Here is a 14,863-nt window from a genome sequence, read left to right on the forward strand (position 1 = left end):
CCTGCCCGGTCGGCTGACCGACCGGGCCGGGCCCTGATCCCGGCCGGTCAGCTCCCGGACCAGAACCGGGCCAGCGTGCCCGTCGCCGGGTCGTCGCTGGCCAGCAGCGCCGCCCACAGGTCACCGCCGGCGGCGGCGTCCGCCCCCGCGTAGCCGGCCAGGTCGACCGGGTCGACCGGCGTGACGTGCGGCACGGCGGCACCGACCGGGCCGCCGTCGCCGAGCAGCTGCGGATCCGCCCACGGCCAGCCGTCCACCGGCGTCGGCACCCCCGCCGGATCCAGTGGCGGCGGGAACTGCGCCTCCGGCCACCCGTCGGCGCCCGCCGGTGCGTCCGGGTCGACGCCGGGCGGCGGGTCCGCCGCACCGAAACCCTGCTCCGCCGCCGGCTCCGCACCGAACCCGGCGTCCACCGGCTCCGCGCCGGACAGGTCGTCGCCGTAGCCCAACGCCGGCACCGCGTCACCCCCGCCGTACCCGCCGCCGGTGGTGTCGTCGCCGGACAGGTCGTCGTCGACCGGCGGATCGGCGGCCCCGAACCCCTCCACCGGGTCGGCCGCGCCGAACCCTTCCACGGCCGGGTCACCCGACCCGTCGACCGGGCCGCCAAGGTCGGCGGTGTCGGCGTCGTCACCAACCGGGTCGTCCCCGGTCCAGTCACCGAACTCGCTGGTCATCGCGGCACCGCCTCCGCTGTCGGGGTCAACACCCGGGCCCGGGCCAGCACCTCGTCGACCTGCTTCACCCGCGCCCGGACGGCGTCGCGGCGGGCCTGCGCGGCCGACCGTCGCCGCGCCCGGTCCGCCTTGTCCCGCGCCAACGCCGCGTCGATGTCGGCGATGTGCGCGTCCAACTGCGCCAACCGCCGCTCCACGGCGTCGTCCAACGCCACCGTCAACGCGTACTGCAGGTCGGTGAACCGCTGCGCCAACTCGTCGGTCAACGCCGCCCGTGCCTCCCCGAGCACCTCCCGAAGCCACACCCGGGCCTGCTGCCGGTCGCTGGCGACCCGCCGCCGGAACAGGATGAACGCGCCGGCGGCCAACCCCAGACCGAGACCGGCGACCGGGATCAGCAGGCCACCGCCGACCAACGCCCCGGCACCCAACGCCGACGCGCCCGCCGCGACCCCCCGGCCGGCCATGAACGCCATCCCGCCGGCCGACAACGCCACCATCACGTTGTCACCGCCGCCACCGTCACGCCGTGGCCGGGTCGCCAACGCGTGCCGCAACGTGCCGTTGATCCGCTGCAGCACGAACTGCAACTCGGCCGGCGCGAACACCTGCGCCAACGTCCGCTCGGCGACCTTGTGGAACCGGAACCGCAGATCGTAGGACAACTGCAGCGACAGCGCGTGCAACGCCCGGTCCACCTCGGCCGGCAGGTTCTTCAACGTCTCACCGCGGGCGGCGTCGATCCGGGTCAGGAACTGCTCCTGCAACCCGCCGACCGCGGTCCGCAGCCGCCCTGTCGCCTCCACCCGGGCCCGCTGCGTCTCCGTGTTCAACGCCAACGACCACTGTCGCGCCTCGGTCCGTTTCCGCGCCGCCAACCCGGCCCGGTCCCGTTTCGCCCGCTCCACCTCGGCCGGATCCGGGTCACAGGCGGCGACCCGCTCACCGGCGGCCAGATCCAGCCGGACCAGTTCGCTGCGCACCGTCCGCAGCACGTTCGCCTGGGCCAGCAGATGCCCGTTGCCGGCCAACCCCACCAACGCGTGCTGCAGCGGCGCCACCCGCGACTCACCGACCAGCTCACCGGCGGCCTCCGCCGGCAGCGTCAACGCCAACTCGGCCAGCCGCGCCGACACCGGGAACCAGGCGGCGGACGCGAACCTCGGCGCGTGCGCCTGCAGCTGCGCCCGGTTGTCGGCCAGGATCGTCCGCCACCCCGGATAGGCGTCGACCTTCGTCAACGCGAACACCACCACGTCGACCCGTTTACTCGCCTCGATGAGGAAGTCCAGCTCCGGCCGGGTCAACGGCGTCGACGCGTCCACCACGAACAGCAGAGCCGCCGCCCGTGACACCGCGTCCAACGCGATCTCGGTGTGCGCCGGATCCAGCCCGCCGGCACCGGGGGTGTCCATTAGCGTCAGATACTGCAGCAGCGGCGCCGGGCAGGTCACCGCGATCCGCCGGGGCGGGCGCATCCCGTCCGGCAGCGCCGCCACCGTCGCCCAGTCCGCCAGCCGGTCCACCGGCACCGGCACCGGCTCGTCGTGGCCCGGCGCGTACGCCTGCGCCGACGTCATCGCCCCGTGACCGAACTCCAGGTACGCCGACGTCGCCACCGCCGCGTCCACCGGCGACAGGCCGGTCACCCCGATCAACGCGTTCACCAGTGAACTCTTGCCGCGCTTCGTCTCACCGACGACCACCACCGACGGCCGGGTCACCTCCCGGCGCCGCTGCGCGTCGATCTCCGCCGCCGCGTCCGCGTCGACGGTGCGGACGAACCCGAGACACGTGTCGACCGCCCCGGACAGCAGCGCACCCAACGCCGCCGGGCCGCCGCTCACCGCGACACCGCCCGCGCCTGCTGCGACAGCAGATGAAACCCCCGGTGGGCGACCAACGCCACCCGCGACTGCGTCGGCGACGCCCCGGCGACCGCGAACACCCGCCACCGGGTCGCCGCCTCCACCGCCGCCGCCGACAACTCCTGCGCCGACGCCGACGGCAGCTCCAGCACCCAGCGCGGATCCGCCGACAACGCCAACCGGGTCAACTCCCGCTCCATCGGCTCCGGCAGCTCCACCGCGCCCGTCGTCACCTGCTGCGCCACCTCCAGCAGCCGCAGCCGGTGGTACTCCGGCTGGTGCAGCAGCCGCTCGACCGCGTCGCGCAGCAGCTCCCGGTCACCCGGATGCGCCGTGTGGCTGGCCACCTTCTCCAGGCACGACAACGCCCACCCGGCCTTGATCGCGTCGGTACGCCACCGGAACGCCTCGTCCAACGTGTGCCGCAGCCGCGCGAACCCCGACGCCGCGTACAACGCCCGCACCAGATCCCCCGACGCCAACTGCGGTGACGCCTGCAGCTGCGCCACCGCGAACCCCACCCCGTACAGGTCCAGCAACGCCAGCAGCCGCTCACGCTGCCGGCGCGGCACCGGAGCCTCCCGCGACACGAACAGGTCGACCGACGCCAGCAGCACCGCCCGCTGCGCCGCCGGCAACCCGGCCAACGTCCGCAGCGCCTCACAGTCGGCCGCCGTCAACCGGCCCGCCTCGGTCGTCTCCGCCAACAGCCCCACCGTCGGCACCACATCGGACACCACCCGCCGCAGCACCCGGGTCTGGTCGGCCGACAACGGCGCCGCCACCGGCCACGGATCCGCCCCACCGGCCACCAACTTGTCGACCTTGTTGAACAGGCCCACCGAGTTGATCGGACTGCTCGACAGCCGCGCCGACACCGACCGGAACGCCTCCAACGCCCGCACGTCGTCGTCGCGGACCGCCTGGGTGAACACGTACACGATCGCCTCGGCCCCGGACACCGCCCCGACCGAGTCACCGTCGATGCCGGCGTCGAACGGCGCCGTGTCGTCCACCACCGGGCCGCCGCCACCGCCCGGCGCACCGGCCTGCCCGGCGAACAGGAACTGCCGCGCCGACTCGCTCACCCCGGCGCTGGTCGACGACAACCCCGGCGTGTCGATCACCGTCATTTCCCGCAGCCGGTCACTGGTCAACGTGACGTCGACGAACGCGACCTGCGCCCGCGGCACCCCCAGCCGCTGCGGAATCACCCCCGTCGCGTCCAGCGGCAGGCTCACCCGGGTGCCGTCCCGGCGTACCACGTCGACCCGGTCGGCCGTGCCGTACCGGAACTGGGTCACCACCCGGGTGCACTCACCCACCTCGGTCGGCGCCACCCGCCGCCCGATCAACGCGTTCACCAGCGTCGACTTACCGGCCTTCAATCGGCCGGCGATCGCCACCCGCAGCGGCTCGTCCAGCCGCCGCCGCACCCGCAGCACCTCACCGCCGACGGCCGCGCTCACCCGGGGACCCACTTCGTCACACAACGCGGCGACCCGGCCACTCAACGGACCGGCGTTCATGGCCGACCCCCCGCCGCCCGGTCAACGGCGACGACGGGCATCCGACGGCGGCACACACTCATCTCGCTGGTCGTCCTCCCGACAGCACGGCATCCGGTGGTGCGCCCACCACCGGCATCCACCGTACGAATATCCTCACCGGCGCAGGATCCCATGTTCGTGCCAACCTCGCCCGGCGGGGCCACGAGCCGTAGCAGCGGGGGAGGAGGACAAGTGCGGCACCCAGCCGGCGGACACCCCGCCCGCACCCGACCCGACGGCACCACCGCCGGCGGCAGCGTCCCCACCGGGACCGTCGCCGACGCCGTGACCGCCGCCACGCAACGGCTGACCCGCCCCGGGATCGTCGTCCTGACCGGGCCACCCGGCTGCGGACGCAGCACCCTGCTGCGCCGGGTCGCCGCCGCCGCCACCGGGCCCGTCCACACCGGCGGCGGCCTCGCCGCCCTCAGCCACGTCCCGGCGTTCCCCCTCAGCCACGCCCTGCGGGTACGGCTGCCCGGCCACGACACCGCGCTGCTCGCCGAAGCCGTCCGTTCCCGGGTCCGCCACGGCCTGCTCGTCCTCGACGACCTGCAGTGGGCCGACCCGGCGACCGTCGCCGCCCTGCCCGGCATCGCCCGGCACTGCCGGGTCGTCGCCGCCCTGCGCACCCCGCACCAACTGCCCGACGCCGCGCTCGACCCGCTGCGCGGCGACACCGGCCTGTGGCTGACCGTGCCGGCACCCGACCCGGACACCCTCGCCGACCTGATCCGACGCACCGCACCCGCACTCGACCCGACCACCGTCGCCGCGGTGGCCCGCCACGCCGGCGGCAACCCGCTCGCCGCCACCGCCCTGGCCCGCCACGCCGCCCGTACCGGCACCCCACCCACCGCCGGCGTCCCCGGCGGCGACCTCGATCAGGTCGGCTACGCCGTCGCCGCCGCACTGGCCGCCCTCACCCGCCCCGCCCGCACCGCACTGGCCGCCCTCGGCCTGCTCGGCCACGGCGCCCCGGCGGCCCTGCTCGGCGACGGCGTCACCGAACTCGCCGCCGCCGCCCTGGTCCACACCGCCGCCGACGACCTGGTCACCCCGACCTCGCCGTACCAGGCCGCCGTCGCCGCCGGTCTGCTCGACGACCCGGCCCGCCGCGCCCTGCACCGCCGCCTCGCCGACCTCGTCACCGACCCGCTGGCCGCCGCCCGGCACCTCGCCGCCGCCGGTGACACCACCACCGCCTACCGGCGGGCGGTCACCGCCGCCGACACCGCCGCTACCGGCGGCGCCCGCGCCGAGCTGCTGCTGTTCGCCAGCGCACAACCCGACGCCACCGAACCGGTCCGCCGCGCCGCCGCTTCGGCCGCGCTGACCGCCGGGCGGCCCCGCCGCGCCGCCGACCTGCTCACCGGTGGCGCCCTGCCCACCCCCGACACCGCCGTGCTGCGCGCCGAGGCACTACTGCAGGCCGGCAAACCGACCGCCGCCCGCGCCGCCGCCGCGCCGGTGCCCGACGACGCCCCACCACCGGTGGTCGCCGCCCGCGACCGGGTCCTGCTGCTCGCCGACCTGGCCACCGACCCCACCTCCGCCGCCGCCCGCGCCACCACGATCACCCGCCGGCACGGACCCGAACCGGCCCACCTGGGGCTACGTGCCGCACTCGCCGCCACCGCCGCCGCCGGACGCCGACCCGGCTGGGAGTACGCCCTCGCCGGCACCGCAGCGGCCGCCGGCGCCGCCGGTGACCTGCTCACCGCCCGGTGGACCGCCTGGCATCTGGTGCAGACCCTCGCCGGCGACGGGCGACTCACCGAGGCCGCGCAGGCGGCGCAGGCGGCGGCCGCCGCCTGCGCCGCCGACCTCGCCTACAGCTGGCAGGTCCGGTTCACCGCCGCCCGGCTGTGGTGCCTCGCCCTGCGCGGCGGCCCGCCCCCGAGCCCGACCGCCGACGGCACCGGTCCAGCCGTCGCCCCGCAGCCCGGAGACGATGCCGGGCTGCCACCGGCGGTCGGCGACGACCTGCTGCGCGCCGCCGTCGACCTGACCGACCGCACCCTGCCGGCCGCCGCCCGCGACTACGCCGTCGCCGCCGCCGGCCTACTCGAAGCCGACGGCGGCCTGCTCGCCCCGGCCCGCGCCCGGCTCACCGGTGCCCCCGGCATCCCCAGCACCACCACCGCCGTGCTGGACTGGGTGGCCCGGGAAGCCGCCTGGCTCGACGGCCAACCGGACCAGGCCACCACCGGGGCACCCCACGCCCCCGTACCGCCGCTGGTCGACGGGCTGCGGCGGATCACCGCCCACTGGGCCGCGCACGACGGCGCCGGACCCGCCACCCCGCCGGACGGCACTCCGGCGGCGGCGTTTCCGCCGCCGGCCGCCGCCACCGTCACCGCGTGGACCGCCGGCGACCCACGGCAGTTCGCCCACGCCGCCGACACCTGGCGCGACGTCGCCGTCCGCGAGCAGGTCCGCTGCCTGCTCGCCCATGGCCTGCACGAACCCGACCCCGCTCAGGCGGTGCCCGCCCTGCTGGCCGCCGAGTCCCTCGCCGACCACGCCGGACTGGTCGTCCTGCTCGGCCGGGTCCGCCGCGCCCTGCGCCGGCACGCGGTACGGCGCGACGAACGCGGCCCCCGCAGCGGCGACCTGCTCACCGTGCGGGAACGCGACGTGCTGCGGCTGGTCGCCCAAGGCGAACCCACCCGCCGGATCGCCAACCAACTCGGCATCTCCACCGAAACCGTGGAAACCCACGTTCGCGCCGGAATGCGTAAACTCGGTGCCCGCACCCGTACCGAGGCCGCGGCCCTGGCCATGGAGCCCGACCGATGAGCGACCCGCCGCGCTACGTCCTCGACAGCGCCGCCGACGCCACCACGGTGCTGCGCCGACTGGCCCGCGACGGCTGGACCACCCGGGAAGGGTTCGCCGTCACCGACCCGACCTGGGACCTCACCACCGCCCGGCTCGCCCTGTACGGGCGGGTCCCGGACACCGACACCGTCGCCCTGGTGGTCCTCGCCGCCGCCCGGGGCGCCGCCGTCGTCGCCATCTGCGACCCGGCCGGTGACCTCGGCCGCGCCCTGGTCGACGACCTGTCCCGCCTCGGCCCGGTGCTGCGCCACGCCGAGGCCGACCCGCCGGATGCGGCAGCCACCGACACCGTCACCCTCGTACCCGAGCAGCGGGCCCTGCTGGAACGGCTCGCCAACGGCGAGACCATCGCCGCCGCCGCAGCGGCCGAGTTCCTGTCGCTGCGTACCGCGAACCGGCGCATCGCCCAGGCCCGCGCCGCCCTCGGGGTCCGCACCACCCGTGAGGCCGTCCTCGCCTACCTGCGGCAACGACCGGCACCCTGAGCCGGAGCGGGGCGCTCACGCCCGGTCACATCCGCCGTCAGGTCGCGTCCGGAGCCGGGTCGGCCTGGTCGGCGTCGTCGGCGGCCAGCACGTCGGCGGTCGCCGCGTCCGGTACCACGGCGCCCCGGCCGCGCCGGTGCCGCCGGCTCAGGTCCACCGGCCGGGTGGGGTCGACATGCCGGGGCGTCGCCGGCTCGTCGGGCCGCAACCCGGCCAGGGTGTCGGTGATCGCGTCCACGATCCGCACCGTCGCCCGCTGCGCGGCACCCGGGCGGGCCGGGTCGATCCCGGACAGGTCCACCGGCGGCCCGAACCGGACCGTGACCACCGGACGGCGCAGCATCGACCGCAGCACCGCCCGGACCAGGCCGCGGGGCGCCGCCCACGGCAGCACCACGTGCGCCCCCCACTGCGCCACCGGCACCACCACCGCGCCGCTGGCCAACGCGAGCCGGGCGGTACCGGACTTGCCGCGCTCCGGCCACATCTGCGGGTCCAGCCCGATGCGTCCCTCCGGGTACACCAGGACCACCGAACCGTCGGCCACCGCCCGCGCGGCCGACCCCAACGCCTCGGCGACCGTACTGGTTCGCCGGTCCACCCGGATGTGCCCGGCCCGGCGCATCACCGGACCGACCAGCGGCGCCCGGAACAACCCGCCGGTGGCCAGCACCCGGGGTGCGACCCGCCGCACCTGGCAGGCGGCGGCCAGCACAACCGGGTCGAACGGGCTGATGTGGTTGGCGGCCAGGATCAACGGGCCGTCGCGTACCTCGTCGGGCACGTCGCCGCTGACCCGTAGCCGGGCGACCAGCGCGACGACCAGCCGGGCGGTGACCTGCAGCACCCGCCACAGCAGCGGGGCCCGCCAGCGGGGCGGCGGGGCGGCGGTGTCGTCCATCGACCGTCGATCGTCGCACAGCCGGGCCGGTCGGTGGATCCCGCCGCCGGGACGGACGTCCCGGGGGAGAGGGGACCTCCGGCCCTGGCCGCCAGAACGACAGGTTGTAGTATGTACTACGCTTCGTAGTATCTAGATGGGGGAGCCGTGGACGCGCTCGACATAGCCCGCTGGCAGTTCGGTGTCACCACCGTCTACCACTTCCTGTTCGTCCCACTCACCATCGGACTCAGCCTCCTCGTCGCCATCCTGCAGACCGCCTGGCACCGCACCGGCGACGACCGCTACCTCAAACTCACCAAGTTCTACGGAAAACTCTTCCTCATCAACTTCGCCATGGGCATCGTCACCGGCATCGTGCAGGAATTCCAGTTCGGCATGAACTGGAGCGACTACTCCCGCTTCGTCGGCGACATCTTCGGCGTACCACTCGCCATCGAAGCCCTCCTCGCCTTCTTCCTCGAATCCACCTTCCTCGGACTCTGGATATTCGGCTGGGGGAGACTCCCCAAGGCACTGCACCTCGCCACCATCTGGCTCGCCTCATTCGGCAGCATCATCAGCGCCTGGTTCATCCTCGCCGCCAACTCCTGGATGCAGAACCCCGTCGGCTACCGCATCAACCCCGACACCGGCCGCGCCGAACTCACCGACTTCATCGCCGTACTCACCAACAAGGTCACCCTCATCACCTTCCCGCACACCCTCGCCGGCTGCTTCATGGTCGCCGGCGCCCTCGTCCTGGCCGTCGCCCTCTGGCACCTCGTCCGCCACCCCGACGGCCCCGACACCCCCGCCTTCCGCACCGCCACCAAACTCGGCGCCTGGACCACCATCCTCGCCACCGCCGCCGTCATCGGCACCGGCGACATCCAAGGCAAGATCATGACCCAGGTCCAACCCATGAAAATGGCCGCCGCCGAAGCCCTCTACACCACCGAAAGCCCCGCGTCCTTCTCCATCGTCACCGTCGGCACCCTCGACGGCAGCCGCGAAATCTGGACCCTCAAAATCCCGTACCTGCTGTCCTGGCTGTCCACCGGCGACCCCACCGGCGAAGTCCAGGGCATCAACGACCTGCAGGCCCAGTACGCCGCCCAGTACGGCCCCGGCAGCTACACCCCGATCATCCCCGTCACCTACTGGAGCTTCCGCTTCATGATCGGATTCGGCCTCGCCACCGCCGCCATCGCCCTCTGGGCCCTCTGGACCACCCGCCGCGGCCGCACCCCCACCAGCCGCTGGCTGCTGCGCGCCGGCCTCACCCTGCCCGTCCTGCCCCTGCTCGCCAACACCTTCGGCTGGATCTTCACCGAAATGGGCCGCCAACCCTGGATCGTCTTCGGCGAAATGCTCACCCGCGACGGCGTCAGCCGCAGCGTCTCCCTCACCGAAGTCGTCACCTCTTTCACCGCCTTCACCCTCATCTACGCCACCCTCGCCGTCATCGAAGTCAAACTCCTCATCCGCTACGCCCGCAACGGCCTACCCGACCTCACCGACCCGCCACCACCGGACGACACCGACGACACCACCACCGACCGGCCCCTCGCCGCCACCCACTGACCACCAACCGGAGACCCCTCGTGGAACTCACCACCGTCTGGTTCGGGCTCATCGCCGTCCTGTTCACCGGATACTTCATCCTCGAAGGATTCGACTTCGGCGTCGGCGTCCTCGCCCGCCTCATCGGCCGCACCGAACCCGAACGACGCGCCGCGCTGAGCACCATCGGACCCGTCTGGGACGGCAACGAGGTCTGGCTCATCACCGCAGGCGGCGCCATGTTCGCCGCCTTCCCCGAGTGGTACGCCACCCTGTTCTCCGGCTTCTACCTACCGCTGCTGCTCATCCTCATCGCCCTCATCCTGCGCGGCGTCGCCCTCGAATACCGTGACAAACGCCCCGAAACCCACTGGCGGACCCGCTGGGACAACACCATCCTCGCCGGCTCCGTCATCCCCGCCGCGCTCTGGGGCGTCGCCTTCGCCAACATCGTCGCCGGCGTACCACTGGACGCCGACCACGAATACACCGGCACCCTGCTCACCCTGCTCAACCCGTACGCCCTGCTCGGCGGCGCCACCACCACCGCGTTGTTCATCACCCACGGCGCCGTCTTCCTCGCCCTCAAGACCACCGATCACCTGCGCCACCGCGCCCGCCGCGTCGCCAGCTGGACCGGCCTGGCCGCCGTCGCCCTCGCCGGCACCTTCCTCACCTGGACCCTCACCATCCGCGCCAACCCCACCGCCGTCGCCCTCGCCGTCACCGCGGCGCTCGCCCTCGTCGCCGGGCTGGCCGCCAATCAGGTACGCCGCGAAGGATGGGCCTTCACCGGCACCGCCACCGCCATCGGCCTCGCCGTCGCCGCCCTGTTCGCCACCCTGTTCCCGACCGTCCTACCGTCCACCACCGACCCCGCCGGCACCCTCACCACCACCAACGCCGCGTCCACCCCCTACACCCTGACCATCATGACCTGGGTCGCCGCCGCGCTCACCCCCGTCGTTCTGCTCTACCAGGGCTGGACCTACTGGATCTTCCGCCGCCGCGTCAGCGTCACCGACCAGCCCAGCCACTGACCCGCGCCACGTCGACCTGTCGCTGGCGAAGCCGTCGCGCACCGTCGATGCCTGCTGGACCATCCGCCGTGTCGAGCGGACACCGACGGTGCGCGACGACGTCAACCGACCTCCGGCAACTCCGCCAACCGTGCCTCCACCTCAGCCAGCTCCGCCCGCAACTTCTCCGCCTGCCGCTGCGCCTCGGCCCGCTCCGCCGCCAGGATCTGCTCCACAGCCTCATGGACTCCCGGCACGTCCACCAACGCCACCATCTTCAACGCCTCGGCCGGCCGGACCACGTACGGCTTCGCCAACGCCTTCGCCCCCTGCGTCGCCGCCACCGTCCACTCGCCGTCGGTGTACGCCAACGTCACCGTCAACCCGGCCGGCGCCTTCGGCTTGGCAGCCTTCGCCGCCCGCCGCACCGGCTTGTCCGTACCAGCATCCACCGTGGACCCCTCCGTGTCCTCCCGACGCGCCACCGGTGGCACCGGCGGCGGCTCACCCAACTTGAACTCCGGCTCCGCCACCGGCTCCACCGGCTCCGGCTCCGGTTTCGACTCCGCCCGCCGACCCGCCGCGCCCCGCGGCGCCACCACCAGATCAGCGGGGGAGAACGGCAACTCGTCACGACCGAACCGCACCACCACCCACTCGTCGGACACCGCCGGGTCACCCAGACCCACCACCTGACCGACCTGACCGGCGATCTGCCCCGCCGACTCGGTGAACATCACCTTCGGCTTACGGCCGGCGGACACCGCCTCCCGGATCACCCCCAGCTCCTCATCCGACAACCCACCCGCAACAGCACCCGCGGCAGCCATGACACCCTTTCCGTACACCTGTTTGAGTGCTGACCTTCCTACCAGCCGCCGCCGACACCGTCGACCGCGACCCCACCACCCACGATCACCCCGGCCCGGCAGCACCACCCCACACCCCACGCACGCGGTCAGCCACGAACAGACCCTGCCGGTACCCGGCCCGCGCCGCCCCCGGCCGCCGTGCCGGATCCAGCAGCCGCCGCCCGATCGCCCGCCGCGCCCACCGGTCCGGCGACACCACCACCACATCCGCCGACAGCGCCGCCACCTGGCGCGACACCGGCCGCAGATGACCCAGCCCCCAACTGATCGGCGCCAGCACCACCACCGACGAGAACCCGGCGGCCAGATCCGCGTTCGTCGCCGACCGCATCCCACCGTCGACGAACCGCCGACCACCGATACGCACCGGCGGCCACACCCCCGGCACCGCACAACTCGCCGACACCGCATCCACCAGATCCGCCCCGCACCCCGGACCGCCGAACACCACGAGTTCCCCCGAGTCCGCGTCCACCGCCGTCACCCACAACCGCCGCCGCGGCCACGACCACGACGGCAACGCCTCCTCGAACACCGGCCGCCGTGACACCCCCGACCTGGCCGCCGACACCGCGTACCGGCCGATCCTCACCCGCGCCCGGCGGCCGTCCCGGGCAGCCACCGCCGACCACAGCAGACACGACACCGCACCTGGCCCCATCCGGTCCGGCGACGACTCACCCGGCACCAGTTGCCCCGCGTACAGCCGCGCCAGATCCACGCCGGAACACAGCTGCGCGCCCACCACCGCACCGGCCGACGTCCCGATCACCAGATCGGCCCCGCCCAGCTCGACCCCGGCGCGCGCCAGCCCGGACAACACCCCGAGCTGCCAGGCCACCCCGGTCACCCCGCCGCTGCCCAGCACCAACGCCCGCGTACCCGCCACGCCATGTCTATTGCCCGCCACCGCCGCCGGTAACGTCACCGGCGGGCCCAGACCCGACACGGACAGCAGGGGAGAGGAGTGCCGGGATGACACCGGTCACCGTGGTCACCGGCGGCAGCCGGGGGATCGGCGCCGCGACCGTACGCCGGCTCGCCGCCGCCGGACACGACCTCGTCATCGGCTACCGGACCGACGCCGGCGCCGCCGAAACGGTACGTGACGACGTCGAAGCGCTCGGCCGGCGCGCCGTCACCGTCGCCGTCGACACCACCGACCCCGACGCGGTGACGAGCCTGTTCGACGACGCCGCCGAACTCGGACCGGTCACCGGACTGGTCAACAACGCCGGCGTCACCAGCCGGATCGGCCCGTTCGTCGACCTCACCGTCGCCGACCTGCGCCGGGTCGTCGACGTCAACCTGGTCGGCTACGTCCTGTGTGCCCAGCAGGCCGCCCGTCGGATGTCCGCCGGCGGCGCCATCGTCAACGTGTCGTCGGCCGCCGCCACCCTCGGCAGCCCCGGCGAGTACGTGCACTACGCCGCGGTCAAGGCCGCCACCGACGCGTTGACCGTCGGTCTGGCCAAGGAACTCGGCCCCCGTGGCATCCGGGTCAACGGCGTCGCGCCGGGCACGGTGCTGACCGGCATCCACGCTCTGTCCGGCGAACCGGACCGGCCGGCCCGGGTGGCGCCGGTAGTGCCGCTGCGCCGGGCGGGCCGGCCGGAGGAGATCGCCGGCGCCGTCGCCTGGCTGCTCAGCGACGAGGCGTCGTACACCACCGGGACGGTACTGCGGGTCGCCGGCGGACTGTGAGACCCCGTCGGGGGCTCACAGTCCGCCGCGCGCGACGGGGTCTCCGGGACACCGCCGATATCAGGTCGATAATATACATTATGTCAACTTGAAGACGTGGGTCGAGGTGACCGACCGGCTCTGACGGCGTGGACCCGGCGGATCACGGGCTTTCCCGTGTCCGTCACTTCCCAGCGAGCCCCAGCGTCGCCGGTGACCCGCCGAACTTCCGGCATCGCGTCCCGAGGCGCATCGCCGGCCCTTCGGTGCGGCCACCGCGACACATGTTGGGACGCGGCCACCCCCCGGCCGGGGCTCGCGGGTCCTCGGCCGGATCTGGTGGCACACCGAGAAGACATGCATAATATGCGTTATGCACCAATTTGTGGATCTGGTGGCGGTACGGCTCGTCGAGGACTTCCTCGCCGACCGCGCCTCCCGCAAACCCTCCCCGCACACCCTGGACGCCTACCGCCGCGACCTCGTCGCCGTCCTACGCCTGATCGGCGACTCCACCGAACCGACTCCCCTGCCCTGGACCGACGTACCACTGGAGGCGCTCGACCAACGACGGCTCCGCGCCGCGTTCGCCCGGTTCGCGGCCCCCCGCTCCCCCGCGTCTGTGCACCGGGCCTGGTCGACGTGGAACTCGTGGTTCAACTTCCTGGTCGCCGACGGCATCGCCGCCGGAAACCCGATGCCCGCAGTGGGCCGCCCGCGGGCCCCGGCAGCACTACCGAAGCCGCTGCGAGGCGAGGAGACCCCGGAGACGCTGCTGGCCGCCGCCGCGCGGAGCGACCCCCGCCAGCGCGACCCGTGGCCGGAGCGTGACCTGCTGGTGGTCGCTCTGGCGTTGTGCGCCGGTCTGCGACTCGGCGAGCTGCTGGGGCTGCGGGTCGGCTCGGTCGCGGGACGTCCCGGTGAACGCCGGATCGAGCTGACCGGCAAGGGCGGCCGGCTGCGGACCGTCCCGGTGGAGGCCGCCGTCGACGTCGTCGTCGACGGCTACCTGGCCAGCCGCCGACGACGGTTCGGCCCCCGGTCGGTACGCCCCGGAGGTCCGCTGTTGGTCGACCGGCGCGGTGCCGCCCTGCGGCGCGGCGGCCTGCAGTACCTGGTGCGGTCGTGTTTCCGGCGGGCCGGGATCACCGAGCGGGTGCCGCGGGGTGCGCAGCTGCACGCGCTGCGACACACGTTCGCCACCCGGTTGGCCGAGGACGGGGCGAACGCCGCCGAGATCATGCGGCTGCTGGGGCATGCGAGCCTCACGGCAAGCCAGAACTACATCGAGGTGACGGCCGACCAGCAGCGGGCGGCGGCACGGGCAAACCGGTCGAACCGGTCGCTGCGTCGAGTCGTCGGGCCTGCCTGAACTGGGGCTGGTTGGGGTGGTGACGGCGCTGGCCCCGCCCGGTCGGG

12 protein-coding genes are annotated in these 14,863 nt (G+C 74.1%); 6 read left to right on the top strand and 6 right to left on the bottom strand.

Annotation, left to right across the window (positions count from 1 at the left end):
- Nucleotides 1-47 precede the first annotated feature (47 nt).
- Genes O7553_RS12250 through O7553_RS12260 form a run of 3 tightly spaced genes read right to left on the bottom strand, consistent with a single transcriptional unit; the run spans nt 48 to nt 4,074 of the window.
- Nucleotides 48-677 carry a hypothetical protein gene (locus tag O7553_RS12250; RefSeq protein WP_281554915.1) on the bottom strand — a complete coding sequence of 210 codons (630 nt, stop codon included), beginning with the start codon at nt 675-677 and terminating at the stop codon, nt 48-50.
- Nucleotides 674-2,524 carry a dynamin family protein gene (locus O7553_RS12255; protein ID WP_281554916.1) on the bottom strand — a complete coding sequence of 617 codons (1,851 nt, stop codon included), beginning with the start codon at nt 2,522-2,524 and terminating at the stop codon, nt 674-676. The genes O7553_RS12250 and O7553_RS12255 overlap by 4 nt, the downstream gene beginning before the upstream one ends.
- Nucleotides 2,521-4,074: a dynamin family protein gene (locus O7553_RS12260; RefSeq protein WP_281554917.1), complete on the bottom strand. Its 1,554-nt coding sequence runs from the start codon at nt 4,072-4,074 to the stop codon at nt 2,521-2,523. Before O7553_RS12260 ends, O7553_RS12255 begins: the two co-directional genes overlap by 4 nt.
- A 213-nt stretch (nt 4,075-4,287) precedes the next feature.
- Between O7553_RS12260 and O7553_RS12265 the strand changes: the two genes are divergently transcribed.
- Nucleotides 4,288-6,897, top strand: coding sequence for a LuxR C-terminal-related transcriptional regulator (locus O7553_RS12265; protein ID WP_281554918.1), 2,610 nt, complete (start codon nt 4,288-4,290; stop codon nt 6,895-6,897).
- On the top strand, nt 6,894-7,424 hold the full coding sequence (locus tag O7553_RS12270) for a LuxR family transcriptional regulator (protein WP_281554919.1): 531 nt from the start codon (nt 6,894-6,896) through the stop codon (nt 7,422-7,424). Before O7553_RS12265 ends, O7553_RS12270 begins: the two co-directional genes overlap by 4 nt.
- 37 nt (nt 7,425-7,461) lie before the next feature.
- Here the strand turns inward: O7553_RS12270 and O7553_RS12275 are convergent, their stop codons facing one another.
- Entirely contained in the window at nt 7,462-8,325 is an 864-nt protein-coding gene (locus tag O7553_RS12275; protein WP_281554920.1) for a lysophospholipid acyltransferase family protein, read from the bottom strand.
- A gap of 147 nt (nt 8,326-8,472) precedes the next feature.
- Here O7553_RS12275 and O7553_RS12280 point away from each other — a divergent pair, with 147 nt between their 5' ends.
- Together O7553_RS12280 and cydB are read left to right on the top strand one after the other, a co-directional pair.
- Nucleotides 8,473-9,891 (top strand): cytochrome ubiquinol oxidase subunit I, encoded by a 1,419-nt coding sequence (locus O7553_RS12280; protein ID WP_123601600.1) that lies wholly within the window; start codon nt 8,473-8,475, stop codon nt 9,889-9,891.
- 20 nt (nt 9,892-9,911) lie between these two features.
- The gene (gene cydB, locus O7553_RS12285) at nt 9,912-10,910 is read left to right on the top strand and encodes a cytochrome d ubiquinol oxidase subunit II (protein WP_281554921.1); all 999 of its coding nucleotides are present in this window, start codon (nt 9,912-9,914) and stop codon (nt 10,908-10,910) included.
- A 101-nt stretch (nt 10,911-11,011) separates the two neighbouring features.
- Here cydB and O7553_RS12290 read toward each other — a convergent pair whose 3' ends face one another.
- Both O7553_RS12290 and O7553_RS12295 read right to left on the bottom strand, forming a co-directional pair.
- The gene (locus O7553_RS12290; RefSeq protein WP_281554922.1) at nt 11,012-11,719 is read right to left on the bottom strand and encodes a hypothetical protein; all 708 of its coding nucleotides are present in this window, start codon (nt 11,717-11,719) and stop codon (nt 11,012-11,014) included.
- A gap of 85 nt (nt 11,720-11,804) precedes the next feature.
- Entirely contained in the window at nt 11,805-12,650 is an 846-nt protein-coding gene (locus O7553_RS12295; protein WP_281554923.1) for a patatin-like phospholipase family protein, read from the bottom strand.
- 86 nt (nt 12,651-12,736) lie between these two features.
- On the opposite strand from O7553_RS12295, the gene O7553_RS12300 reads away from it, so the two are divergent.
- Both O7553_RS12300 and O7553_RS12305 read left to right on the top strand, forming a co-directional pair.
- A complete protein-coding gene (locus O7553_RS12300) occupies nt 12,737-13,465 on the top strand; it encodes an SDR family oxidoreductase (RefSeq protein ID WP_281554924.1) in 729 nt (242 codons plus the stop codon).
- 352 nt (nt 13,466-13,817) lie between these two features.
- Complete coding sequence (locus tag O7553_RS12305) at nt 13,818-14,816, top strand: tyrosine-type recombinase/integrase (RefSeq protein ID WP_281554925.1); 999 nt, start codon at nt 13,818-13,820, stop codon at nt 14,814-14,816.
- Nucleotides 14,817-14,863: the final 47 nt, after the last annotated feature.

It is taken from the genome of Solwaraspora sp. WMMA2059 (assembly GCF_027497315.1).
In the GTDB taxonomy this organism is placed as follows: Bacteria; Actinomycetota; Actinomycetes; order Mycobacteriales; family Micromonosporaceae; genus Micromonospora_E.